This is a genomic window from Algoriphagus sp. oki45, from assembly GCF_036245605.1.
Classification (GTDB): domain Bacteria; phylum Bacteroidota; class Bacteroidia; order Cytophagales; family Cyclobacteriaceae; genus Algoriphagus.
This window is the reverse complement of the sequence record NZ_BTPC01000005.1, coordinates 69,428-92,024: the sequence shown is the minus strand read 5'-3', so window position 1 is coordinate 92,024 and position 22,597 is coordinate 69,428. Positions and strand designations below refer to the sequence as shown.

At 44.4% G+C, this 22,597-nt stretch carries 26 protein-coding genes; 12 read left to right on the top strand and 14 right to left on the bottom strand.

Annotated features, from left to right (window positions below):
- Positions 1-48: 48 nt before the first annotated feature.
- From AAA942_RS18165 to rpsT, 3 genes are all read right to left on the bottom strand, one after another.
- The gene (locus AAA942_RS18165) at positions 49-666 is read right to left on the bottom strand and encodes a DUF1684 domain-containing protein (protein ID WP_338221721.1); all 618 of its coding nucleotides are present in this window, start codon (positions 664-666) and stop codon (positions 49-51) included.
- A gap of 3 nt (positions 667-669) precedes the next feature.
- Positions 670-1,365 (bottom strand): RadC family protein, encoded by a 696-nt coding sequence (gene radC / locus AAA942_RS18160; protein ID WP_338221720.1) that lies wholly within the window; start codon positions 1,363-1,365, stop codon positions 670-672.
- A 99-nt stretch (positions 1,366-1,464) separates the two neighbouring features.
- On the bottom strand, positions 1,465-1,719 hold the full coding sequence (gene rpsT / locus AAA942_RS18155) for a 30S ribosomal protein S20 (protein WP_338221719.1): 255 nt from the start codon (positions 1,717-1,719) through the stop codon (positions 1,465-1,467).
- 211 nt (positions 1,720-1,930) lie between these two features.
- Here rpsT and AAA942_RS18150 point away from each other — a divergent pair, with 211 nt between their 5' ends.
- Positions 1,931-2,866 carry a zinc dependent phospholipase C family protein gene (locus AAA942_RS18150; RefSeq protein ID WP_338221718.1) on the top strand — a complete coding sequence of 312 codons (936 nt, stop codon included), beginning with the start codon at positions 1,931-1,933 and terminating at the stop codon, positions 2,864-2,866.
- A 47-nt stretch (positions 2,867-2,913) separates the two neighbouring features.
- Entirely contained in the window at positions 2,914-3,264 is a 351-nt protein-coding gene (locus AAA942_RS18145) for a four helix bundle protein (protein WP_338221717.1), read from the top strand.
- A gap of 36 nt (positions 3,265-3,300) precedes the next feature.
- Here AAA942_RS18145 and AAA942_RS18140 read toward each other — a convergent pair whose 3' ends face one another.
- Positions 3,301-4,611: a pyridoxal phosphate-dependent aminotransferase gene (locus tag AAA942_RS18140; RefSeq protein WP_338221716.1), complete on the bottom strand. Its 1,311-nt coding sequence runs from the start codon at positions 4,609-4,611 to the stop codon at positions 3,301-3,303.
- A gap of 226 nt (positions 4,612-4,837) precedes the next feature.
- Between AAA942_RS18140 and AAA942_RS18135 the strand changes: the two genes are divergently transcribed.
- On the top strand, positions 4,838-6,070 hold the full coding sequence (locus AAA942_RS18135; protein ID WP_338221715.1) for a metallophosphoesterase: 1,233 nt from the start codon (positions 4,838-4,840) through the stop codon (positions 6,068-6,070).
- Positions 6,071-6,182: 112 nt separating this feature from the next.
- On the opposite strand, the gene AAA942_RS18130 is transcribed toward AAA942_RS18135, so the two are convergent.
- The 4 genes from AAA942_RS18130 to ettA all read right to left on the bottom strand — a co-directional run bounded on the left by AAA942_RS18130 (position 6,183) and on the right by ettA (position 8,982).
- Positions 6,183-6,356, bottom strand: a complete 174-nt coding sequence (locus AAA942_RS18130) for a hypothetical protein (protein WP_338221714.1) — start codon at positions 6,354-6,356, stop codon at positions 6,183-6,185.
- On the bottom strand, positions 6,353-6,757 hold the full coding sequence (locus AAA942_RS18125; RefSeq protein WP_338221713.1) for a hypothetical protein: 405 nt from the start codon (positions 6,755-6,757) through the stop codon (positions 6,353-6,355). The genes AAA942_RS18130 and AAA942_RS18125 overlap by 4 nt, the downstream gene beginning before the upstream one ends.
- A gap of 226 nt (positions 6,758-6,983) precedes the next feature.
- Positions 6,984-7,181, bottom strand: a complete 198-nt coding sequence (locus AAA942_RS18120) for a hypothetical protein (RefSeq protein WP_338221712.1) — start codon at positions 7,179-7,181, stop codon at positions 6,984-6,986.
- Between the two features lie 121 nt (positions 7,182-7,302).
- Positions 7,303-8,982 (bottom strand): energy-dependent translational throttle protein EttA, encoded by a 1,680-nt coding sequence (gene ettA / locus AAA942_RS18115; RefSeq protein WP_338221711.1) that lies wholly within the window; start codon positions 8,980-8,982, stop codon positions 7,303-7,305.
- A 131-nt stretch (positions 8,983-9,113) separates the two neighbouring features.
- On the opposite strand from ettA, the gene AAA942_RS18110 reads away from it, so the two are divergent.
- The gene (locus tag AAA942_RS18110; RefSeq protein ID WP_338221710.1) at positions 9,114-10,361 is read left to right on the top strand and encodes a DUF349 domain-containing protein; all 1,248 of its coding nucleotides are present in this window, start codon (positions 9,114-9,116) and stop codon (positions 10,359-10,361) included.
- Positions 10,362-10,435: 74 nt separating this feature from the next.
- The gene (locus AAA942_RS18105) at positions 10,436-10,657 is read left to right on the top strand and encodes a DUF2795 domain-containing protein (RefSeq protein WP_026952747.1); all 222 of its coding nucleotides are present in this window, start codon (positions 10,436-10,438) and stop codon (positions 10,655-10,657) included.
- Positions 10,658-10,713: 56 nt separating this feature from the next.
- Here the strand turns inward: AAA942_RS18105 and AAA942_RS18100 are convergent, their stop codons facing one another.
- The 5 genes from AAA942_RS18100 to queA all read right to left on the bottom strand — a co-directional run bounded on the left by AAA942_RS18100 (position 10,714) and on the right by queA (position 15,307).
- On the bottom strand, positions 10,714-11,442 hold the full coding sequence (locus AAA942_RS18100; RefSeq protein WP_338221709.1) for a LytR/AlgR family response regulator transcription factor: 729 nt from the start codon (positions 11,440-11,442) through the stop codon (positions 10,714-10,716).
- Between the two features lie 16 nt (positions 11,443-11,458).
- Positions 11,459-12,493, bottom strand: coding sequence for a sensor histidine kinase (locus AAA942_RS18095; protein WP_338221708.1), 1,035 nt, complete (start codon positions 12,491-12,493; stop codon positions 11,459-11,461).
- Between the two features lie 33 nt (positions 12,494-12,526).
- On the bottom strand, positions 12,527-13,372 hold the full coding sequence (locus AAA942_RS18090) for a LiaF transmembrane domain-containing protein (RefSeq protein ID WP_338221707.1): 846 nt from the start codon (positions 13,370-13,372) through the stop codon (positions 12,527-12,529).
- A 126-nt stretch (positions 13,373-13,498) separates the two neighbouring features.
- Positions 13,499-14,179, bottom strand: a complete 681-nt coding sequence (locus tag AAA942_RS18085; RefSeq protein ID WP_338221706.1) for a 2-C-methyl-D-erythritol 4-phosphate cytidylyltransferase — start codon at positions 14,177-14,179, stop codon at positions 13,499-13,501.
- 78 nt (positions 14,180-14,257) lie between these two features.
- Complete coding sequence (gene queA / locus AAA942_RS18080) at positions 14,258-15,307, bottom strand: tRNA preQ1(34) S-adenosylmethionine ribosyltransferase-isomerase QueA (protein WP_338221705.1); 1,050 nt, start codon at positions 15,305-15,307, stop codon at positions 14,258-14,260.
- Positions 15,308-15,555: 248 nt separating this feature from the next.
- Between queA and AAA942_RS18075 the strand changes: the two genes are divergently transcribed.
- Positions 15,556-16,803: an ABC transporter permease gene (locus AAA942_RS18075; RefSeq protein WP_338221704.1), complete on the top strand. Its 1,248-nt coding sequence runs from the start codon at positions 15,556-15,558 to the stop codon at positions 16,801-16,803.
- Between the two features lie 46 nt (positions 16,804-16,849).
- On the opposite strand, the gene recA is transcribed toward AAA942_RS18075, so the two are convergent.
- Complete coding sequence (gene recA, locus AAA942_RS18070; protein WP_338221703.1) at positions 16,850-17,878, bottom strand: recombinase RecA; 1,029 nt, start codon at positions 17,876-17,878, stop codon at positions 16,850-16,852.
- A gap of 153 nt (positions 17,879-18,031) precedes the next feature.
- On the opposite strand from recA, the gene AAA942_RS18065 reads away from it, so the two are divergent.
- The 6 genes from AAA942_RS18065 (at position 18,032) to rpsI (ending at position 22,567) form a co-directional block, all read left to right on the top strand.
- On the top strand, positions 18,032-18,838 hold the full coding sequence (locus AAA942_RS18065; protein WP_338221702.1) for a DUF3108 domain-containing protein: 807 nt from the start codon (positions 18,032-18,034) through the stop codon (positions 18,836-18,838).
- Between the two features lie 146 nt (positions 18,839-18,984).
- Positions 18,985-19,674 carry a response regulator transcription factor gene (locus AAA942_RS18060; protein ID WP_338221701.1) on the top strand — a complete coding sequence of 230 codons (690 nt, stop codon included), beginning with the start codon at positions 18,985-18,987 and terminating at the stop codon, positions 19,672-19,674.
- A gap of 3 nt (positions 19,675-19,677) precedes the next feature.
- Positions 19,678-20,760: a sensor histidine kinase gene (locus tag AAA942_RS18055; protein WP_338221700.1), complete on the top strand. Its 1,083-nt coding sequence runs from the start codon at positions 19,678-19,680 to the stop codon at positions 20,758-20,760.
- A gap of 75 nt (positions 20,761-20,835) precedes the next feature.
- Positions 20,836-21,546, top strand: a complete 711-nt coding sequence (locus AAA942_RS18050; protein ID WP_338221699.1) for an RluA family pseudouridine synthase — start codon at positions 20,836-20,838, stop codon at positions 21,544-21,546.
- 180 nt (positions 21,547-21,726) lie between these two features.
- Positions 21,727-22,170, top strand: coding sequence for a 50S ribosomal protein L13 (gene rplM, locus AAA942_RS18045; RefSeq protein WP_338221698.1), 444 nt, complete (start codon positions 21,727-21,729; stop codon positions 22,168-22,170).
- A 10-nt stretch (positions 22,171-22,180) separates the two neighbouring features.
- Positions 22,181-22,567 carry a 30S ribosomal protein S9 gene (rpsI, locus tag AAA942_RS18040; RefSeq protein WP_187176960.1) on the top strand — a complete coding sequence of 129 codons (387 nt, stop codon included), beginning with the start codon at positions 22,181-22,183 and terminating at the stop codon, positions 22,565-22,567.
- The last annotated feature ends 30 nt before the right edge of the window (positions 22,568-22,597 follow it).

The following is a 22,597-nucleotide window of genomic DNA, read 5'->3' as shown; positions in this document are numbered from 1 at the left end:
CCTTTTTGGACTAATTCACAAATTTAGAAGAATTGCAGGAGGGCGGGATTATTTATCGTAATTTTTCTCTCCTGCTTCAATGGCTATGGTCAGCAGGTTTTCTTTGGGGGGTAACGGGCAAGCATAGTCCGGATTGTAGGCACAGTAGGGATTGTAGGCTAAATTAAAATCAATGGTGATGCTGTTTTTCCCATCCTGGCGGACATTGAGGTAGCGCCCTCCTCCATAAGTCTCCCTCCCACTTGTCTCATCTGCAAAGGCCAAAAAGAAATTCCGCATGTCACTTTCACTTACTGACTGTAGGAGCAGCAGCTTGTTCGTTTTGCCTCCCAGTTCAAACTCCGCGAAGGAATGCTCGATATACCGCTCTGTGGAGCCGTCAGTCATGGGCACTTGTCGGACTTTCTTGTTTTCAATCGGAATTAGCCTTGCTTTTACCTTGTATTCTGGATTGATTCCGTAAAAGGTCAAGGTTTGGAGGTTCCGCTTTTGGTCCTCGGTTAGGGGAGATTCCACATTGAAGCGGAGGTATTTAAACTGACGCTCACGCTCCTTTTCTATTTTTTCCACATAGGCTTCAGGACTCTCCGCCGCGGTAAACATGTAAGCTATGGCTGAGATCACCACAATCCCGACCACAAGAAGTATAATCTGGTTAGTTTTCATCAATCAAAGTATGCCTTCATCGGCGAAGCTAAAATAGCCATGATCGGAGTAAATCAAATGGTCAACCACTGCCAAATCCAAATCTCTTCCGATTCTGACCAATCGCTCGGTCAGTCTTTTGTCCTGCTCTGAGGGCGTGGTAGACCCACTTGGATGATTGTGAACGAGAATGATGGACTGGGCCATATGCTCCATGGCTATTTTAAAGACCATTTTGGGGTCGACCACAGTCCCTGCTGTGCCTCCCTGACTGATCAACTGCTTTTTGATGACATGGTTGGACCGGGTCAGCAAAATGAGGTAAAAATATTCCACTACCTCATCATACAACTCAGGTCTCATCAAGTCGTAGGCATCTTTTGAAGAGGAGATTTTGTATTTGACAGGAGGCTCCTGATCTTTTCTTCTGCGACCCAGCTCCAATGCACTGACTATGGAAATAGCCTTAGCCTCTCCTATGCCTTTGAATTTCATCAGGTCTTTGACCGAAAGCCTGGCTAGCGTAGAAAGGTCATGATTGACATTGCGGAGAATCATCCGAGAGAGGTCGACAGCACTCATCGTTCTGGTTCCTGACCCGATTAAAATTGCGATGAGCTCTGCATCGGTCAAAGCAGATTTCCCTTTGAGCAGGAGCTTTTCTCTTGGCCGATCCTCTTCAGCCAGCTCAGAGATCTTTGTGGATAAGTATTGATCCATAGGTATTTATTAAAAAGTGAAATGAAAATTAGTTAGAAAAAGGGATAAAAAAAACCCCGGGGTAATCCCGAGGTTTTGCATGCAAAATGATACCAATGATTAAGCTATCGCGTTAACGAATTTAGCCAATTTAGATTTCTTGTTGCTGGCGTTGTTCTTGTGAATCACGTTCTTCTTGGCCAGTTTATCCAGCATAGAAGACACCTTCTTGTAAAGCTCCATTGCTTCTACTTTGTCGGTAGCAGCCTTAAGCCTTTTGATGAAAGTTCTTGTGGTCTTAGCCTGATATCTGTTTCTCAAACGCTTAGCTTCGTTGGCACGAATTCTTTTCAGAGCTGATTTGTGATTTGCCATATCTCGTTTTTAAATAAATTCTTTACGATCCCCTATTCCGAATTGGAGTGCAAAGTTATTGTAAATTATTAATTCTGCCAAAGGAATTTAAAACATTCATTCGGGACTGGGTTTCTTTTTCTAAAGATGCTTCGGAAAAACATGGAATTCAGAAGCGCAAAGATACATTTTTTCGAAACCATCAAACGAAATGTTTTGACTAAATTCAGGTATGAAAATTTTTATTCTTCAAGCCATTCTTTTTGGATTCAACTTTTTGCTTCCTCCCTTTTGGGGATTTTACGCTCATTCTCTGATCAACAGGCAAGCGGTTTTTTCTCTGCCTCCCGAAATGATGGTTCTTTATAAAACCGAATTGGAATTTATTACCGAAAAGGCGGTCAACCCGGACCGAAGAAGATATGCGGTAGAGGGTGAGGCTGAGAAACACTACATCGATCTGGATCATTACGGAGACAGTGCGTTGTTTATTCTTCCAAAATATTGGCCTGAAGCGATTCAGAAATTCCCTGAAGATTCACTCCGAGCGCATGGGATAGGCCCTTGGGCTGCCTATTTGACCTTTGTGAGTCTGACTAAGGCGATGGAGCAAAAAAACAAAGCAGCCATTCTCAGGCTCTCCGCTGACCTAGGTCATTACTTGGGGGATCTGAATGTCCCTCTCCATACCACCAAAAACTACAACGGTCAGCTTACCGGTCAGGAAGGCATTCACGGGTTTTGGGAAAGTCGAGTTCCTGAGTTGTTGGCCAAAGATTACACCTTTTGGGTGGGAAAAGCTGAATACGTAGAAAAGCCACAGCTGGCCATTTGGGATGCAGTAGCAAATGCTCATCTCAAGGTCGACAGTGTCCTGCAAACAGAACGGGAACTATCCTCCCAATTTCCCCAAGATCAAAAATATAGCTACGAAGAGCGGAATGGGCTGACCGTGCGCGTCTACTCCAGAGAATTCACTGAAGCTTATGCCATGGCCTTGGATGGCATGGTGGAGCGGCAAATGCGAAAATCGATTAAGATGATTGCTGATTTTTGGTATACAGCCTGGATCAATGCCGGACAGCCGGATTTGAGCACTTTGGGACAGTCTGTACTGGAAGTTGAAAAATTTGACAAAGATCCGAAGCTGAAAGTTAGAGATCATTGAAATCAGAAGTATGAAGTAAGAATTCTGAACTAGCTCCAAAAAACATTATGGATAAGGACCTAAAAACAAGAACAAAGAAGTTTGCCCTAGAAATTATAAAGCTTGTGTCAGAGCTGCCAAAAACTATCTCCGGATTCGAACTTGGTAAGCAGTTGATTAGGTCTGGGACTTCAGTGGGAGCGAACTATAGATCTTCTCAGCGAGGGCGTTCACGCGCTGAGTTTATTTCTAAACTTTCGATAGCTCAAGAAGAAGCTTATGAGTCGGTATTTTGGCTAGAGCTAATTTTAGAATCAGAGATTTTGACCCCCGAACGAGTAAATCCCTGTCTGAAAGAGGCCAATGAGCTTACCTCAATATTTACAACCATGGTAATCAATGCCAAAAGAAACTCTTAGCCAAAGTTTCAGCTTTCTGATTTCAGCTTTCTCACTTTAGCTTTTCGACTTCAAATACTGCTCAATCGCTTTCCCCAGCCTCTTGAAAGTATCCTTAAACACTTCCTCCTTTTCCTCCAGCAAAGTCACGCGAAAACCACGCAGATCAGAACAAAACGAAGAAATAGGAACCACGCAAATCTGCTCGGCAGCCAGTAAATAGTACACAAATCGCTTATCCAAGGGCATAGCAGGATCATCAAGCCAAGAATCCAGCAGGGTTTGAATTCGGGAATCCTTGATCTCCAGCTTTTGCTCAGGGTGAAGCAGGGCTTCATCAAAAACGATGGTATTGTAAAAGGCTCCTTGGGTAGGATTGAATTTGATCCCTTGGATCTCTCCCAGAATCTCAGTCATCCACTCACTTCTTTTCCCGATCTCAACATTGGCTTCTTGACGATAAGCATGATACTCGGGATGGCTCATGATCTTGGGAATAGCCAGTTGGGGTAAAATCGTGGAGCAGACCTCAATCATTTTTGCATTTTCCAAGGTCTGACAAAGCTTAGAAAACTCTTTCGAAGCCTCACGATTGTAAAATTCCATCCAACCACAGCGAGCTCCAGGCCAAGGGAACTCCTTTGAAATCCCCTTTAAGGAAATTGCCGGTCGATTCCCGATGACTTCTGCCAATGCCACGGCTTCTATTCCATTATAGGTGATGTTTTGGTAAATCTCGTCCGCGATCAAAAGGAGATTGAACTCTTCGGCGATTTTCACAAAACCTTCCAAGACTTCCTTGGGATAGACCATCCCGGTTGGATTGTCCGGATTGATGATCAGAATACCTACTATGGATGGATTGTATCTGACTTTCAAATGCAAGTCTTCCATGTCCGGAAGCCATTGATTGTCCGGGTCGAGCTTATAGGTGATAGGAGCGGTATTCGCATGCGCTGCCTCAGCAGAACTATGGGTAGAATAAGCAGGAGATGGACCAATAATCCGTGCTGTGGGTACCAAAAACTGGTACAACTTGGCAATCGCATCCCCCAAACCGTTGAAAAACAAAATATCCTCAGCAGAAATCTGGGTTCCTCCTTTGTCATTGTTGAGTTTTGCCAAATACTTCCGGGTTTCCAAAACTCCCTTGGAATCGGCATAGCCATAGGTTTTGTCCTCCTTGAGCAAATCAGCAATGATCCCCTTCATCCAATCCGGCACATGATTGCTTTTTTGGATAGGATCACCAATGTTTTCCCAAGTAATAGGAAAACCTAAGGATTCGATTTGCCGGGCTTTTTTGACGATTCCACGGATTTCGTAGGAAAGCTCTTCAGCTCCGGGTCTCAGGAGTAGCTGTCTCATAGGTCAATAGGCTGGTTGGGAAAAATTTCCGGCACAAAGAAAGGGAAAAGGCAATTGAAATTTCAGGAACAGCCAAAAAAGCCTTCTTTTGAATTGGCTATCAATCAGGCTTCCCGGATTTGATTGAACCTTCTGGCATGAATTGAAAGATTCCAACTTGATTTTGCCTTTCCCGTTTTGGTAATTTAAACCCTTTAAACCACGAAATACCAATAATCCCTCTCCCGTGACTAGCATTTTGATCCGATTAATTCTATTTATCCTCTTTCTCGGCCTGATTGATTGGTATTCCTTTCAGGCCTTCAAAACAGGCTTTCCTTCCCAAACATGGATTAAATATGCCTTTTGGGGATTTTCCATGCTGGTCTATCTATTCGTGGGCTATGTGTTTTTGACCTTCGACCGGAGCTCGATGAATCTGATTTTTGGCCGGATGGTTTCTCTTTTGATCCTTTCCCTCATTCCCAAGCTGATCATCCTCGCTTTTCTTTTTGGAGAAGATATTTTGAGGTTTCTCTCTGGAGCCTTTCAGTCCTTAGCTGGGGGCAGAGAAGGAGACTTTTTGCCAGAAAGAAGGAAAATGATCAGCCAAACGGCATTGATCCTTGCGGCCGTACCCTTCCTTGGGATTTTGCATGGTGTGTTGATCGGGAAATATCGGTATCGCGTGATGAAGCATACTTTGGAATTCGACGATCTGCCTGAGGAATTTGACCGATTTACGATCACCCAGATTTCGGATATCCATTCCGGAAGCTTTGATGATAAAAAGAAACTGGAATACGGGATCGACTTGATCAATCAGCAGAACTCGGATGTGATTCTGTTTACCGGAGATTTGGTCAACAATCAGGCAGCGGAAATGGAACCTTGGATCGAGACCTTCCGAAAGCTAAATGCTCCAATGGGAAAATACTCTATTCTTGGCAACCATGACTACGGCGATTACTTGGCTTGGCCAAGTCGCGAGGCTAAGGTGCAGAACATGCAGCGGCTTTTCCAAGTCCACGAAGAAGTGGGCTTCAAGCTTCTTCGAAATGAAAGCCTTCCTATCAAAAAAGGAAATGCGAGTATCGATCTGATCGGGGTGGAAAACTGGGGGAAAGGCTTTGCACAATATGGCGATCTAGCCAAAGCTGCAAGCAATCTTAAGGAAAAAAGCTTCAAAATCCTGATGAGTCATGATCCTTCGCATTTTGACGAGCAGGTGAAAAATTTCTCTCAATTTATTCATTTGACACTGAGTGGGCATACCCATGGGATGCAGTTTGGGATCGAGATCCCCGGCTGGGTCAAATGGAGTCCGGCTTCCTTCCGCTATCCCAAATGGGCTGGATTATATGAGGAAATGGGACGATACTTGCATGTGAACCGTGGCTTTGGATTCTTGGCTTTTCCGGGGCGGGTCGGAATTTGGCCGGAGATTACGGTTCTGGAGTTGAGGAGGAAAAAGGGTTAATCCAAAGTTTTAAAAAGCCATAAAGTCAAAAGCTTGTATTTATAATACACAATAGCTTGTATTATTAATACAAGCTTTTCAAACCAATTGATTATCAATAGTATAGATAAAATTATTTCTTCCTTTTCCTCATCCCCTCCACAAAAAAAGCGATAGCTCCCCAGGCTATCACCACTCCCAAAACCCAATTTGGCATCGGAAAAAGGTCCAAGTATTTTACCAAGAGGATCACTAGGATCAATCCGAAAGGTATCCCGTAAAGTCGATCGATAATTTTCTTACTCATTTTCTTTTCAATAGATATCTCGTGTGACCGTTGGAATAGCCAAAAATCAGCGTGTCGCCTGAAAAGCCATAACGATTAGTCCGACTTCCTTCACTGGTGTTCATTTCCAGGATTTGGTTATTGATGGTTTTCCATTGGAAAGTTGGAATGGCCGAATAGTCAATGGGAGCATTTACACCGAGTCTTTTAGCATCATCTCTCAAGAACTGTGGATCAATGATCCATTTCCCATCTCTTGTGAAAGTTTCGATGTAGCTCTTTCCGTAAAACTCATCTTTGACGATTTCTCCATTTTCGTCTTTTGAAAAAAGCATCGTCCATTTCCCAACCAAGCGGGGGTCTCGCTCTGCTTTTTGAATAAAGAAGAGAAAAAAGATTAAACTGAGGATCTCAAGTTTCACAACTTAATCATTCGAATTTTTTTGCCTTTTTCCACTGCTGAACTACGCCTACCCCGAATCAGATACAATATAAAAACATCGAAACCATAATGGGATTCGGATAATTTTTGCCTTCAGGCACAAGTCCACTGTGCCACCACGAAAATCCACCAATTAACAGGGAAGAAATGAACAGAACTGTGTAAGCGATTAAAAGACTTCTATCTTTTTTTTCCATAGAATCAACCTACTCCTTCCCTTTTTTAAGTCCACTCAAAACCATTCCAGCTTGCCCGATTATCAATAAGACCATAGCAATTGCTGTGAAATTAGGAACCTTATTCCGTCCTTCCATCCAAAAACCAGATTGCCAAAGAGATAGACCACCAATCAATAAGGCAATCAAGATCATGGAAAGATGGAAATAGAGTCGACGCTTGCTCATTCTGAAAAACTAATTTTAGAGTAATAACTCAAAATCTTGATAGAAAAACAAAGCCTCTCGAAGATTTCTCCTCGAGAGGCGTTATTTCAGCTTTCTGATTTTAGCCTTCTGACTTCAAAGCTTACTTCAGATTTTTATACCGAATTCGCTTCGGTGTCACATCACCCAACCTTTTCTTCTTGTTCTCTTCGTAGTCAGAGAAGTTGCCTTCAAACCAATACACCTGAGAATCCCCTTCAAAAGCCAAAATATGCGTACAGATACGATCCAGGAACCAACGGTCGTGGGAGATAATCACTGCACAGCCACCGAAGTTTTCCAAAGCTTCTTCCAAGGCCCGAAGTGTATTCACATCCAAGTCGTTGGTCGGTTCGTCCAAAAGCAGCAAGTTTCCGCCTTCTTTCAGCATCATGGCCAGGTGAACCCGGTTACGCTCACCGCCTGAGAGTACCCCAACTTTCTTTTCCTGATCCGCTCCGGCAAAGTTGAACTTGGAGACATAAGCTCTGGAATTCACTTCTTTATTTCCAAGCTTCATGTGTTCATTCCCACCCGAAATGATCTGGTACACCGTCTTGTTCGGATCCAAGGAGTCGTGCTCTTGATCTACATAGGAAAGCTGTACGGTCTCCCCCACTTCAAAATTTCCGGAATCGGGCTTTTCCTGTCCGGTGATCAACTTAAACAAAGTGGTTTTCCCCGCACCGTTCGGACCGATGATTCCCACGATCCCACCTTGGGGTAGAGAGAAACTCAGATTTTCAAAAAGCAATTTGTCCCCGTAGGCTTTAGAGACATGGTTTGCCTCGATGACTTTGGCTCCCAATCTCGGCCCAGGAGGGATAAATAATTCCAGCTTTGCCTCTTTTTCTTTTGCCTCCTCGCCCACTAGCTTATCGTAGGCATTCAAACGGGCCTTACCCTTGGACTGTCGGGCTTTGGGAGACATTCGTATCCATTCTAGTTCCCGCTCCAAGGTCTTCTGACGCTTGGATTCGGTTTTTTCTTCCTGCTTCAATCGGTTTTGCTTTTGCTCCAGCCAAGAAGAATAATTTCCTTTCCATGGAATCCCTTCTCCCCGATCCAATTCCAAAATCCAACCGGCCACATTATCCAGGAAGTATCGGTCGTGGGTCACAGCAATGACGGTCCCCTTATAATTTTGCAAGTGCTGCTCCAGCCAATGCACCGATTCTGCATCAAGGTGGTTGGTGGGTTCGTCCAACAAAAGAACATCCGGCTCCTGAAGCAAAAGTCGACATAGCGCGACCCGTCTTTTTTCCCCACCAGAAAGGTTAGCCACATTGGCTTCTGCCGGGGGAAGACGAAGGGCATCCATAGCCTTGTCAAGCATGACATCCAGTTCCCAGGCATTGGCTGCATCGAGTTTTTCCTGGACTTCTCCCTGCCGCTCGATGAGTTTATTCATCGCATCCGGATCGTCCATCAGAGCGGGATCCATGAATTTTTCATTGATTTCTTCAAATTCCTTCAGCAGATTAACCGTGTCTGCTACAGCTTCCTCGACCACTTCTTTTACGGTTTTGGTTGGATCGAGCTTGGGTTCTTGCTCCAGCATCCCGACGGTATAGCCCGGAGACCAAACCACTTCCCCGAGGAAGTCCTTGTCTATCCCGGCAATGATTCGGAGCAGGGAAGATTTCCCAGAGCCGTTGAGTCCGAGGACGCCTATTTTGGCTCCATAGAAAAATGAGAGGTAAATATCTTTGAGAACTTTCTTTTGTGGCGGGTAAACTTTGGATACCCCTGCCATGGAAAAGATGATTTTTTCTGCGCTCATAGGTGTCTTTTCAGCTTTTTGGATCTAAGTGGGCAAAGATGGCAAAAATATCCCTCTTTTAGGATTAATGAGGGGTAATTGGTTATTTTGCAAAAAATTGAAAACGACCACCTATAACCTATTGAATTGAGATGGATCATCCGTACGGATATATCAAAGACGGAAAAGTCTTTTTGAAGGGATTTTTGGGAAAGCCGGACCGCGAAATCGGAGAAGTGAAAGAAGACGAGGCATCCACCATCAGTTATTTTGAGGCGAGATTTGAGCAGGTCAAAGAAAAAGTCGAGAAGCTCAAAGCTGACATTCAGGAAAATCAAAACAAGGGTTCTTTTCTGATGAAGCTTATTCATCTCAGAGATTCCTTGTATGCGACCGATGCTTTGGGAGATTTTATCCCCTTGATTGAAGAGCTCAATCTGCAGGAAACCTACCTGAATGAGATCATTCAAGCCAATCGGACCAAAAACCTGGAAGTGAAGAAGGGCTTGATTCTGGAAGCTGAGGCGATGAAGAATGATACCGACTGGAAGGAAACTGCCGAGAAATTCAAAGACTTGAAGCTCCGTTGGATCAAGACTGGCCCAGTGGACAAAGAAATTCACGAAGAGATCGAGACCCAGTTCAACGAGGCGGTTCAGACCTTTTTTGAAAACAGAAGGCATTTCTTTGAAGGCTTGGCCCTTCAAGCGGAGGAAAACATCAAAGTCTACGAGGCTCTTGTAGTGCAAGCAAGGGAAGCGCACGACCTACCGGATGCCAAAATGGCTTTTGAAATCTCCAAGCGAATCCAAAAAGAATGGAAAGAAGCCGGAAAAGTCCCCGCTGAAAGAAGACAACCCCTGTGGGATGAATTTTCCAAGCTGAACAACCGGATTTTTTCCAGATTCAAGCGAACCATGAATCCCGGCCCTCAGATGCATCCTAGGGAGGTAGTTCGGAAAATCGAGCAGATGGTGGAAGAATTGAAAAAAATGGCCCACCAGCCCAGCAGTCGCGCTATCACCGAGCGGGCAAAAGCAATTCAGGAAGACTGGAAAAAACTCCCTCCAAGAAAACCCAAAGAAGCCAATCTGCCTGCCCGTTCCTACCAGTTTTTCATGGATATTGTATTCGAAAAAGCCTTTTTGGAAAGACTGGCCCATGGCAAGTATCCTGACTTTGATGACAAGCCCATCACCGATCAAAATCAAATCAAATCCGCCATTTTGAAGGATCTTTTGCACCGGGATCAAGGAGAATTGCAGACCATGCAGGAAAACTCCGACAACTTCCGCGTACAGACTCCTGACTTCGAAATGATGATGAGAAAAAAGCTTTCTGGACTGAAAAGAAAAGTGGATGTAAAAAATTATATCCTTAAGCAACTTTCTCCCAGATAATCAGTAGAACCTACATAATCAAAAATTTACTATTCTTGCATTCTTAAAATCCGGAACACCTTAAAATAAAACCTATGTACTGGACACTTGAACTTGCTTCCTACCTTGAGGACGCTCCCTGGCCAGCCACCAAAGATGAGCTTATTGACTATGCCATCCGATCTGGTGCCCCACTAGAAGTGGTAGAAAATCTCCAAGAACTCGAAGATGACGGAGAACCTTACGAAACCATCGAGGAGATCTGGCCTGACTACCCTACTAAGGACGACTTCTTCTTCAACGAAGACGAATACTGAAAAAAACCCTGCGAACGCAGGGTTTTCGTTTTTTAGGTTTTTTTTCAAGAAAAGAATCAAAGTCCCAAGACTTGGCGTAGTCGTGCATAGCCGGATTTGCTGACGGGAATTTTTTCACCAGACCTCATCTTGGCTAGATAGCTCTCCCGTTCATAAGGCTCAATTCCGGTGATTTCATTCAGATTAATCAGATAAGAACGATGAACACGGGCAAACTTCCCCTGGTCTAAACTATCCTCCAGCTGCTTCATTGTCATTTTTTTCAGAAACTTCCCCTCTTCCGTATGGATAGCTACATAATCATCCTCCGCTTCAAAAAACCGGACAGACTGGATAGGGATAATTTTGATATCATTTTTCACCCTGACCACCAGCCGGTTGCTTTTTTCCGCCAGAGATTGTAATCCGGAATCTTCATCGGAGCTCGGGTACCTCAACTGATTCAGTACACGCTCCATGGCTTGTTTGAAGCGCTCTTTGGAAAAAGGCTTAAGCAGGTAATCCAGGGCCTGAGCATCGAATGCCTTCAAAGCATACTGATCAAATGCTGTAGTGAACACAACCGCAGGAGCCTCATCTAGCAGTTCCAGCATCTCAAAGCCTGTAATCTTGGGCATCTGTATATCCAGAAAAATCAAATCAGGATGATGCTCTTGAATGGCTTTGAATCCGGAAAATCCATCCTGACACATTGCGACTACTTCGATCAGAGGATAATCCATCAGGTATTCTTTGACCAGTTCAGCAGCTAGTGGTTCGTCGTCTATGATAAGGGTCTTGATCATCAGATATTTTTTGACTTTAAAATATGGGTATTTTTAATGTGACTTGAAAAACTTCCTGCTGAACTGACTTTTGGAGCAAATCCTTCCGTCCAAAAATTAAAAATAGCCTTCTTTCCACCGAACTCAGCCCAAAGCCTGTTCCAGATTGGGTCGAGGCAGTAGGATCAAAGGGATTTTTCACCTCCAAAATCAGGTAATTCCCGTCCAGTTGGGCCCTAATTTCAATTTTCACTTCTCCGGCGACACCGTAGAGCCCATGCTTGATTGCGTTTTCGACCAAAGGTTGGATCATCAGCTGAGGGATTCGAATACTCTCTGTTCCCTCCCCGATATGAAAATCCACAATCAACCTGTGGCCAAAACGGATCCTTTCAATCTCCAGATACATTTTCAAGGTCTGAAGTTCTTCCCTCAGCTCTACTCGGGCCTGTAAATCTTTTCGTATTGTCCCCCTGAGAAAGTCTGACAACAAAAGAACCATTTCCCTTGCCCGCTGCGGCTGAGACACGACTAGAGAATTGATGGAATTTAGACTATTAAACAGAAAATGAGGCTGAAGCTGCTGACGGAGTTGGGTAAGTTCAGCCTCTTTGGCCAGTTCCAACATTTGGGATTCCCGTTTGTTGATTTCATCCTGCCGCTCCAGCTGAGAAACCGCCAAAGCCAACAAGGCCACCATCTGCTCCGCCATTCCCAACACAGTCCAACGAAGGTAAAGCTGTCCATTCAGCATCTCCCGATACGCGGAGTCTCCGACATACCAATCCAAAACCCATCGGTGAATCCAAACGGAAATAAAGCTTAGGCTGATCGGGAGAAAAAAGATAAGCCAAACATTTTTCCCTTTGGGAGAAATCAGGCTAAACACCCGATCCAAAATCAAAACCCCTCCCACAAACAAAAGGGCATAAAAAAAGGCATCTGCCCCTGCCAAAGAAGATTCAAGACCCCATTCAATCAATAAAAAGAGGCATCCCAAGAACCAGATGAGACCGGCTCCCGGGATGACCCATTTACCCAGATTGGGATTGGAAAAAGCGTTTAGTAGCAAGAATATGCGGTTTTAAATGACCGTTTAAGGTCGTTAAAAGGATTTGATTTCCAAACCTCCAAACAGGATCGTTCCTTTGAGCACAACGACTTTGGATGTATCCACTCCGCCTTCTCTGAAAAACCGCTTGTCCTCCAGGCCTGCGGCGATGTTGGTCACTTCTGTCCGGATATCCCAATGAGGTGGCACAAACAATTTGACTCCGCCAAAGATGATATCTACCTGAATGGTAATCACCCCGTTGAAATCCACTTGGGTCAAGTCCAGATCTGCCCCACCAAAGGCTGCAGTGATTTTTCCTCCCTGAAAGTTTTTGGACATAAATTTCCGATTGACCCCGCTGAAGATCGCATCGATGTTCAATCGGTCATGAAAAGAAGTCCCTGTGGTCCGTGTAAACCCAGAGCCGGAAAAAGAAGAATCATTTGAAGAAGTAGAAGACGTATTGCCGTTCTCATCGACTACTTTGGCATCCTCTACCGAGGAGCTTCCAAAGGAAGTTTTGGAATTTTTTGATTGCCAGTTTTGCCGAATATCATCGAGTACTTGCTTTTCTCTTCTCTTCTGAGTGATTAAATAGATACCTAGAACGATCAGACCAATTGGCCAGATATATTGCCCTAATCCAAAGTCAAATCCAAATTCATTTCGAAGAAGAAAATAACTGCCCAGGAAAAGCATCACCGCTCCAAAGAAGCTTCTGAATTCATGCTTGATCAGAGTAAATACACCTATGGCGATCAAAATCATCGGCCAGGATAGTACCCATCCGGGGATGAAAAAGCCGAGTTTTCGAAGAAGAAGGATTACACCTATCCCAAGGATAATGAATCCCACAGCGATGCTGCCGTCATTGTTTTTTTTGCTGAGTTGGTTCATGGTCTGTTTCGGTTTTGAATGATGGAACCAAAACTAGTATACCCCTCACCTCTATAAAACGGGCAATAGGTGGACTTTGGAATAAAGTCGGTAAAGCCCCCCAAAAAGTCGGTGAATCTGCAGAAGTCAGTCTTTTTTCTTCGAAATGAGAAACTCCGCGAATTCCATATCCTCAGGAGTGGTGATTTTGATATTTTCCGGATTACCGGCAATCAGGCTGACCTGCCAACCTTGATGTTCATAGACCGTGGCATCATCGGTAAACTCAGGGATTTCAGTGACCTGAAATGCCTTCAGTATCTTTTCAACCTGAAAAGTCTGTGGAGTCTGGACCAATCGATACCGCTGCCTTTCCCGAAAAGAACTCTTGCCATCATCTGAAAGCTTCCGGATAGAATCTTTCAATGCTACCACGGCCACAGCGCTTCCGGATTGATGGGCTACCTCAAAGCTTTCTTTGATCACTTCTTCTTTCACAAAAGGCCTTACCCCATCGTGAATGGCAACCAGCTGAGTTCCGGAAGTCAAAGCCTGTAGCCCATTTCGGACCGACTGAAACCGGGAATTCCCTCCTGCGACCACTCGATGGGGAATCTCAAACCGGTAGGTTTTGCAAAGGGAATCCCAAAAAGCAAAATCGTCAGCAGGCAAAACCAAAATCAAATCCGCTTCTGGGACAGCTTGATTATAAACCCCAAGGGTATGCATCAATACCGGCAATCCTCCAATGGGGAGGTACTGCTTGGAAACCGGACCGCCCATTCGGGTGCCCCTGCCTCCTGCTACTAAAATAGCCGCCTTTTTCATGGCTGGTAATTAGTGTTTGATGTGGTAAAAAAGAATAAGCTAAAGGATAAAAAAAAGCTCCTTTCGGAGCTTTTGAATTTAAAGGATAAGCATGGCGTCACCATAAGAGAAGAATCTGTACTTCTCTTTGATAGCTTCCTTGTATGCTTTCATGATCAGGTCATATCCTCCAAAGGCCGCTGCAGTCATCAGCAATGTAGACTCCGGCAAATGGAAGTTGGTGATCAGAGAGTTGGCAATTTTGAAATCGTAAGGCGGAATGATGAATTTGTCTGTCCATCCGGTAGAGGCCTTAAGTCTACCTCCTGCTGTCACGGAAGACTCAATGGTCTTCAGGGAGGTAGTACCCACAGCTACCACTCGCTTTTTGGCATCCAGTGCCTCATTGACCAATTCGACCGTCTTTTCCGGAATATTGTAGTTTTCTGAATCCATCTTATGCTTGGTCAGATCTTCTACATCTACCTGTCTAAAGGTACCCAAGCCTACGTGCAAGGTGATCGGAGTTACTTCCACCCCTTTCAATTCCAGCCTCTTAAGCAATTGAGGGGTAAAGTGAAGTCCTGCTGTAGGAGCAGCCACAGCACCGACATTTTTGGCAAAGACCGTCTGATACCGATCTCTGTCCTCTGGTTCAACCTTACGATCAATGATCTCCTTCAAAAGCGGGGTTTCACCTAGAGAATCGATGGTTTTTTCGAATTCTTCTGGAGTGCCGTCAAAAAGAAAGCGGATGGTTCTACCTCTGGAGGTCGTGTTATCGATCACCTCAGCGACCAAGTCGCTGTCTCCAAAATACAACTTGTTGCCTACACGGATTTTTCGTGCAGGATCTACCAATACATCCCAAAGCTTCAAGTCCGGATTCAATTCTCTCAGGAGAAAGACCTCAATTTGTGCCCCGGTTTTTTCTTTGTTTCCATACAGCCTGGCAGGGAAAACTTTGGTGTCATTGGTGACGAAAACATCACCATCACCAAAATACTCCAGGATATCCCTGAAGTTTTTGTGCTCAATCTGTCCGGTTTTTCTATGGACTACCATCAGCCGGGACTCATCCCTGTTTTCTGTAGGGTATAGAGCTATAAGTTTTTTAGGGACGTCAAATTTGAAATCTGATAATTTCATCTGTAGTTATTTGATTTTAATGGTCAAACCTGCTTTTACCAACAGGGGAAAAGAATTTCGAGCTGCTTTCCGAGAAAGTGGGATTTTCCCAATGTGCAAGGAACCATTCATACTCGATTTTCTAGGGTGCTTTTGATTGGATTCTCTTTAAATTTGCTTGGTTTTTGCTTTAAAAAGTGCAAAGTTAACAACAATAATGTCCAAATTCGCCTAACTTACCAAATTGTTTTAAACCAACTATTCATCGCATGCTGTTTTTCCGCCTCACCTGGGAAAGTTTCCGTTTTGCCATCAATGCCCTTCGTACCAATCTCACCCGGACTATCCTTTCCCTTTTGGGTGTAACGGTCGGGATTTTCGCCATCATTACCGTATTTACTCTGGTAGATTCATTAGAGACCAAAATCCGTTCCTCTTTTGCCTTCCTAGGCACTAATGTAATGCGAGTGGATCGTTTTCCTTTTGAGGGAGGTGGCCCCAACTTCCCATGGTGGAAATATTTCAGAAGGCCTACAGCTACCCTTTCCGAATACAGGTTTTTGGCAGATCGTATCAAAAATGCGCAAGGCGTGACTATTTCGGCTTCATCAAACACCACTATCCAAGCCGGAAGCAATGCATTTGAAGGCATGTCACTTACTGGGGTCGTGCATTCTTACCAAGAAGTGTATGAAATTGTCTTGGAAGAAGGACGGTACTTTTCCGAAGCGGAAATCGAAGCCTCCCGAAATTTGGCCATTGTAGGAAAGAAGATTGCAACTACACTTTTCCCCAATGAATCAGCTATTGGAAAAGAGGTCAAGATCAAAGGGATGAAATTTGTGGTGATCGGGATATTTGAAGAGGAAGGAGAAGGTTTTCTGGAGCTGCCTTCCAAAGACGAAGCTTGTCTGATACCTTATGGGGCTTTTTCCAAAATGTACTACACCGGCAGAAATGGCTTGGAACCTACCATAGCAGCAAAGGGAATGGCTGAAGATGTAGGGTTGGTAGCTTTGGAAAATGAAATGACCGGACTTCTACGTGCAAAGAGAGGCCTCAAACCAACTGAAGAAAATAATTTCTCCCTTAACAAGACTGAATTTATCCAGAATGCCATAGGATCCATTTTCGATGTGATTTCCGTTGCTGGTTGGGTGATTGGAGGGTTTTCCATTTTAGTGGGGGGATTTGGTATAGCCAATATCATGTTTGTCTCTGTGCGCGAAAGAACCAATATCATCGGCATTCAAAAGTCTCTCGGAGCCAGAAATTACTTCATTCTTTTCCAGTTTCTTTTTGAAGCGATTTTCCTTAGCCTTATAGGAGGAGGAACAGGAATCTTTCTGGTTTTCTTATTGAGCTTTATGCCTTTGGGTAGTTTGGACCTGATTCTTTCCTTCAAAAATATCGTGTTGGGATTGGGGGTATCCTCAGCCATCGGTGTAGTCGCGGGAATTGTGCCGGCGACCTTAGCCGCAAGGCTCGATCCAGTGGAAGCCATTCGAACTACTTAAATAAAAGGAGGCCTTGAGGCCTCCTTTTTTAATTATTTACTATCGATTAGTCTTCCAAATCAACTGTAGGTTCGGTAGGCAAAAGCCCTGAGGCTGCTTTTATTTTTCCCTCCAATTCTTCCATCAATTCGGGATTGTCCAGAAGCAGGTTTTTCACCGAATCCCGACCCTGCCCAAGCTTTTCACCATTGTAGCTAAACCAAGAACCGGCCTTTTTGATAATATCCAACTCCACCCCCAAGTCGATGATTTCCCCAACTTTGGAAATGCCCTGACCATACATGATATCAAATTCCACCACTTTGAATGGTGGGGCCACTTTGTTTTTCACCACTTTCACGCGGGTTCTGTTTCCGAGCACATTGTCTGCGCTTTCCTTGATTTGACCTACTCGACGGATATCCAAGCGCACAGAGGCGTAGAATTTGAGCGCATTACCCCCTGTGGTCGTCTCCGGGTTACCAAACATGACTCCAATTTTTTCCCGAAGCTGATTGATGAAAATACACGCGCATCCAGTCTTATTGATCGCTCCGGTGAGCTTTCTAAGTGCTTGGGACATCAGTCGGGCCTGAAGCCCCATTTTACTGTCACCCATTTCTCCTTCGAGTTCTCCTTTTGGCACCAAGGCAGCCACTGAGTCTATCACTATAATGTCAATAGCACCAGAACGAATGAGGTGTTCGGCGATTTCAAGCGCTTGTTCTCCATTATCCGGCTGAGAAATGAGGAGATTTTCAGTGTCTATACCCAGCTTCTCTGCATAACTTTTGTCAAATGCATGCTCTGCATCGATGAATGCAGCCAGTCCTCCGGCTTTTTGGGCTTCAGCGATACAGTGCATGGTCAGCGTAGTTTTACCTGAGGATTCAGGACCGTAGATTTCGATGACTCTTCCCCGGGGAATCCCACCTACACCCAAAGCCATATCAAGCCCCAACGAACCGGTAGAAATGGCGGGGACTTCCAGGACTTTGTTATCACTCAGCTTCATTACGGTGCCTTTACCGTAGGCCTTTTCGAGTTTATCGATGGTCAGCTGTAGTGCTTTTAGTTTTTCTGCGTTATTACTCATGAGTTAGAAAAGATGAAAATTAAAGATTGGAAATTTACCAAATACCCAAGCATTAGCAATGGAAAGCCCGGATTGTTTTCGATTGCCAAATTTGTACATTTAATTTATCCGAAAAGCTCTATTTTTCGTTTAGAAAAACAAAACCTGAAGATTTTGTCAGTTATTGTCAGAAAATCCATGATTCGCTCGGTTCTCTTCCTTTTGGGAATCCTTCTTTTTTTCCATTTCCCTACCTCAGCCCAATCCAATAAGGCCTTCACGTTTGGAGAAGAGTTGACCTTTGAAGTGAGCTATGGATGGCTGGAACTTGCAGAAGCCAAACTTCAGGTGGCCAAGCGGGCAGTGCAGGAAGGATCAAGAGCCCATTATAAAATCGATGCCTATGGGAAAACCAAAGGCGCCGCCACTATTTTCGGGAAAGTGAATGACAACTGGGGAACCCACCTGGATACAGGCAGCCTTCTCCCTTCACTTTCTTATAGGCACATCGAAGAAGGTAAATACCGGAAGCATGAAAAGGTCTATTTTGATCAGGAAAAGAAGTTGGCCAAAATGGAACTCTATGATAAAGAGAACAAAAACCTGAAAGAGGTGAAGGAATTTAACCTACCCGGTAAAGTTCAGGATTTGGTCAGCGGATTCTATTATTTGAGGACGATGGACCTTTCCCATCTTCGAAAAGGAGAATCCATCACCATCACAGGATTTTTCGATAAAGAAATATATAACCTAAAATTAATATACGAGGGCAAAGAGGAGATCGACACCAATCTTGGCAAACAAGAAACCTTCGTTTTTTCTCCCCAAATCCCCAAAAACAAACTTTTCAGAGGTGAATACCCAGTAAAAGTATGGGTAACCACAGATCAGAATAAAATCCCGGTGAAAATCAAAGCCAATCTTTTCATCGGTTCATTGAATATTGATATCGCCGAAGCGAAAGGGCTCCGGTCCATGTAATATTTTCTTAATTTTTGAATAACGTCCGCTTAACTTTCGGGAAACCTTAAGCCCAAAAACCCATTCAAAAAGCTGGTCAGCCAATGATTGTTTGGTTAAAATGAGGGATTATTGATTAATTTTAACCGAACCTTAAAACCATCTCCATGAGCGAGAAGCAGAAGATCAAAGTTTTGGTCGTCGATGATGAACCGGATATCGTTGAAATTCTAAAATACAATCTCCAAAAAGAGGGGTACGAAGTAGCCACAGCAGAAGACGGAATCAAAGCGGTAAAGACAGCCGTCAAATTCCAGCCTGATGTCATTTTGCTGGACATCATGATGCCCGGTCAAGACGGAGTGGAAACTTGCCTGCAGATCCGTCAGATTCCCGAGCTTAAAAATGCTTTCGTCATCTTCCTTACCGCCCGGATGGAGGAATACTCAGAAGTAGCGGCCTTCGATGTGGGAGCGGATGATTACATTACCAAGCCTATTAAGCCCCGGGCGTTGATGAGCCGGATTGCGGCCTTGTTTCGAAGAGAATCGAAAAAGGAACAGGAGGTATCCCAAATCAAAATTAGAGACCTCGTTATCGACCGGGGCAGTTACACCATAAACAAATCAGGGAAAACCATCACCCTGCCCAAGAAAGAATTTGAATTGTTGTATTTCCTTGCCAAAAACCCTAATATGGTCTTTAGCCGGGATGAGCTCCTTCAAAACATCTGGGGTTCGGATGTTTTTGTTTTGGCCAGGACTGTGGATGTACATATCCGAAAAGTCCGGGAGAAAATCGGAGAAGACTACATCACTACGGTAAAAGGCGTAGGATACAAATTCGACTTGGGATAACACATGCTGACCAACTCCAGGGGGATAGCACTTATTTTGGCAATAGCCATTGCTGCTTTGACGACGGCTTTCCTTTCCCTCATGGGCGAGAGTACGATCACTTATATGCTGGTGGCAGGTGCTTTGATTTTTTCCATTGCTTACTTACTCATCAACATCACCTTGGAGTTTCTTATCTTTAGAGAAATAGGAAACATTTACACCCTTTTGGAGAAAATTCAAAAAAAGGATCTCTCCGATATTCAGGACAAATCTTTCCGCTCATCCCTCTCCCCGCTTCGCAAAATCAACTCGGTAATCAACTCTTACGCCATCGCCAGGCAAAAGGAAATCGAGACCCTGACCAAGAATGCGGAATTCAGAAGGGAATTCATCGCCGATATATCCCATGAGCTCAAGACTCCTATTTTCGCCACGCAAGGATATATTCACACCCTTCTCGATGGGGCAATAGAAGACAAACACGTCCGGATGAAATTCCTGAAGAGAGCGGCCAAAAGCCTGGACTCCCTCGATGTGTTGGTTCAGGACCTGCTTACCCTCAATCAGATGGAGAGTGGAGTCATCAAGTTTTCATTTTCAGATTTTGACCTTCGGGAACTCATCGATGAGGTTATCGAAGAGCTGGAGCACAAAGCTTCCAAGCGGGAGGTGAAGATCAAATGGGAATACGACCCGGAAAGAAAGTACATCACTCATGCCGATCGACCAAAAATCTATCGGGTCTGCCAAAACTTGATTTTTAACGCCATCAAATACAATCACCACGGAGGAGAAGTGCAGATAGGACTTAAGCCCGGCAAAAACACCTTACAGGTAGAAATCAAAGATGATGGACAGGGTATCCCCCCAGAAGACCTCAAGCGCATTTTTGAGCGATTTTATAGAGTAGAGAAAAGCCGAAACAAAAAAGAAGGCGGCACCGGATTGGGACTGGCTATTGTCAAGCACATCCTGGAGGGGCACAAGAGCAAAATATCTGTAAGCTCTACGGTCGGAAAGGGATCAATTTTCAGTTTCTCATTGCCCATGGTCAAGCTTGCAGAACAGGAAGATTTGGCCAAGTCTGCTACATCCAAACAGTAAATAAGACGGGTCCTTTTTTTCATCCTATCTTTTGACTTACCTTTGCCCCTTCTTTGAAGAGGCGCAGGAAAATCCATGAAGAAAGTAGACTTTCAAAACCTTATTCTGTTTGAAAACGAGGATTACCTGGTAATCAACAAGCCACCATACCTGTCGAGCTTAGACGACCGGCACGAGGCGCAAAACATCCTGGACCTAGCCAAGGCATACACCGCCGATTCTCAACTGTGCCATAGATTGGATAAGGAAACCTCCGGATGTCTGGTGATTGCCAAAAATCCGGAGGCCTACAGGCACTTGGCCATGCAGTTTGAAAATAGGGAGGTAGAAAAAGTCTATCATGCAGTCATCGAAGGAATCAAGGACTTCCGGCAGGAGCTGGTAGACAGAAACCTAGTCGCGACAAACAAAGGCATCGCTAAAGTCAGTAAAGAAGGTAAGCCAGCGCAGACCGTATTCAGCACGCTGAAAACCTATTATGCGCACACCTTAGTGGAGTGTAAACCCATCACGGGTCGATTACACCAAATTCGCGTGCATTTAGCCTACCTAAAAGCTCCGATTTGCGGAGACACCTTATATGGTGGCAAGCCTTTGTACCTTTCTTCACTCAAGCGCCGCTTCAATCTCAAAAAAGACACGGAGGAGCTACCCATTATGCAGCGGGTTTCACTTCACGCCTATTCAATTGAATTTCTAGGCATGGGCGGAAAGCCCATTAAAGTCTCTGCTCCTTATCCTAAAGATTTTCAGGTTTTGGTCCATCAGTTGGAAAAAAATGCCTGAGAAACAACAGAGTCCTGAAATCAAAAAAACCGAGGAATATTCGGGATTTTGGACCTAAACCCATGAAAATTAGGAATAAGGATTGGAAATAGTTTGCATAAAAAACAAAATGCATCTATCTTTGTGTCCCTTTTTGGGGTCGATAATTAAATAACAAGCTAAAAATTAAACAGTTACACAGTGGATACTCTGAGCTATAAAACCATCTCAGCCAACAATTCCACCGTAGAAAAGCAGTGGGTCGTCGTAGACGCGCAAGCTGCGATTCTTGGAAGATTGGCGAGTGAGGTTGCGAAAATCTTGAGAGGAAAGACGAAGCCTAGCTTCACTCCTAACGTGGATTGCGGTGACAATGTCATTGTAATCAACGCAGACAAGGTACGATTGACGGGTGACAAGTGGGATGCCAAAGTCTATGTGCGTCACACTGGATACCCAGGTGGACAGCGAATTTCCACCCCAAGAATCCTGAAGCAAAAGTCTTCAGCGATTTTGGTGGAAAAAGCAGTTCGAGGCATGCTGCCTAAGAACAGATTGGGAAGAAAATTGTACGGTAACCTGTACGTATATGAAGGTGCTGAGCATCCTCATGCGGCACAGCAGCCAAAAAACATCACCCTTTAATCGCTAAATCATGGAAATGATCAACACAATCGGTAGAAGAAAAACATCCGTAGCCAGAATCTACATGACTCCAGGCAACGGTAAAATCACCGTAAACAACAAGGCTATTGAAGTGTACTTCCCGTTTGATTTGCACCAGATTGTAGTTAAGCAGCCTCTTGCCCTTGTAGGGGTAGAAGGCAACTACGACGTCAACATCAATGTAGACGGTGGTGGAATCAAAGGACAAGCTGAGGCAGCCCGTATGGCTATCTCCAGAGCTTTGTGCGAGTTTGACGCAGAGCACAGAGGTCCTTTGAAAAAAGAAGGCTTCCTGACCCGTGACCCTAGAATGGTCGAGCGTAAGAAGCCAGGACGTAGAAAAGCAAGAAGAAGATTCCAGTTCTCCAAGCGTTAATCGGAACGATCTTCATTCCATAGAAAACAA

What these genes read in the sequence shown, in the direction of transcription:
- AAA942_RS18165 (WP_338221721.1), bottom strand. Translation starts at nt 666, where the DNA reads ATGAAAACTAACCAGATTATACTTCTTGTGGTCGGGATTGTGGTGATC.
- radC (WP_338221720.1), bottom strand. Translation starts at nt 1,365, where the DNA reads ATGGATCAATACTTATCCACAAAGATCTCTGAGCTGGCTGAAGAGGAT.
- rpsT (WP_338221719.1), bottom strand. Translation starts at nt 1,719, where the DNA reads ATGGCAAATCACAAATCAGCTCTGAAAAGAATTCGTGCCAACGAAGCT.
- AAA942_RS18150 (WP_338221718.1), top strand. Translation starts at nt 1,931, where the DNA reads ATGAAAATTTTTATTCTTCAAGCCATTCTTTTTGGATTCAACTTTTTG.
- AAA942_RS18145 (WP_338221717.1), top strand. Translation starts at nt 2,914, where the DNA reads ATGGATAAGGACCTAAAAACAAGAACAAAGAAGTTTGCCCTAGAAATT.
- AAA942_RS18140 (WP_338221716.1), bottom strand. Translation starts at nt 4,611, where the DNA reads ATGAGACAGCTACTCCTGAGACCCGGAGCTGAAGAGCTTTCCTACGAA.
- AAA942_RS18130 (WP_338221714.1), bottom strand. Translation starts at nt 6,356, where the DNA reads ATGAGTAAGAAAATTATCGATCGACTTTACGGGATACCTTTCGGATTG.
- AAA942_RS18120 (WP_338221712.1), bottom strand. Translation starts at nt 7,181, where the DNA reads ATGAGCAAGCGTCGACTCTATTTCCATCTTTCCATGATCTTGATTGCC.
- ettA (WP_338221711.1), bottom strand. Translation starts at nt 8,982, where the DNA reads ATGAGCGCAGAAAAAATCATCTTTTCCATGGCAGGGGTATCCAAAGTT.
- AAA942_RS18110 (WP_338221710.1), top strand. Translation starts at nt 9,114, where the DNA reads ATGGATCATCCGTACGGATATATCAAAGACGGAAAAGTCTTTTTGAAG.
- AAA942_RS18105 (WP_026952747.1), top strand. Translation starts at nt 10,436, where the DNA reads ATGTACTGGACACTTGAACTTGCTTCCTACCTTGAGGACGCTCCCTGG.
- AAA942_RS18100 (WP_338221709.1), bottom strand. Translation starts at nt 11,442, where the DNA reads ATGATCAAGACCCTTATCATAGACGACGAACCACTAGCTGCTGAACTG.
- AAA942_RS18090 (WP_338221707.1), bottom strand. Translation starts at nt 13,372, where the DNA reads ATGAACCAACTCAGCAAAAAAAACAATGACGGCAGCATCGCTGTGGGA.
- AAA942_RS18085 (WP_338221706.1), bottom strand. Translation starts at nt 14,179, where the DNA reads ATGAAAAAGGCGGCTATTTTAGTAGCAGGAGGCAGGGGCACCCGAATG.
- queA (WP_338221705.1), bottom strand. Translation starts at nt 15,307, where the DNA reads ATGAAATTATCAGATTTCAAATTTGACGTCCCTAAAAAACTTATAGCT.
- AAA942_RS18075 (WP_338221704.1), top strand. Translation starts at nt 15,556, where the DNA reads ATGCTGTTTTTCCGCCTCACCTGGGAAAGTTTCCGTTTTGCCATCAAT.
- recA (WP_338221703.1), bottom strand. Translation starts at nt 17,878, where the DNA reads ATGAGTAATAACGCAGAAAAACTAAAAGCACTACAGCTGACCATCGAT.
- AAA942_RS18060 (WP_338221701.1), top strand. Translation starts at nt 18,985, where the DNA reads ATGAGCGAGAAGCAGAAGATCAAAGTTTTGGTCGTCGATGATGAACCG.
- AAA942_RS18055 (WP_338221700.1), top strand. Translation starts at nt 19,678, where the DNA reads ATGCTGACCAACTCCAGGGGGATAGCACTTATTTTGGCAATAGCCATT.
- AAA942_RS18050 (WP_338221699.1), top strand. Translation starts at nt 20,836, where the DNA reads ATGAAGAAAGTAGACTTTCAAAACCTTATTCTGTTTGAAAACGAGGAT.
- rpsI (WP_187176960.1), top strand. Translation starts at nt 22,181, where the DNA reads ATGGAAATGATCAACACAATCGGTAGAAGAAAAACATCCGTAGCCAGA.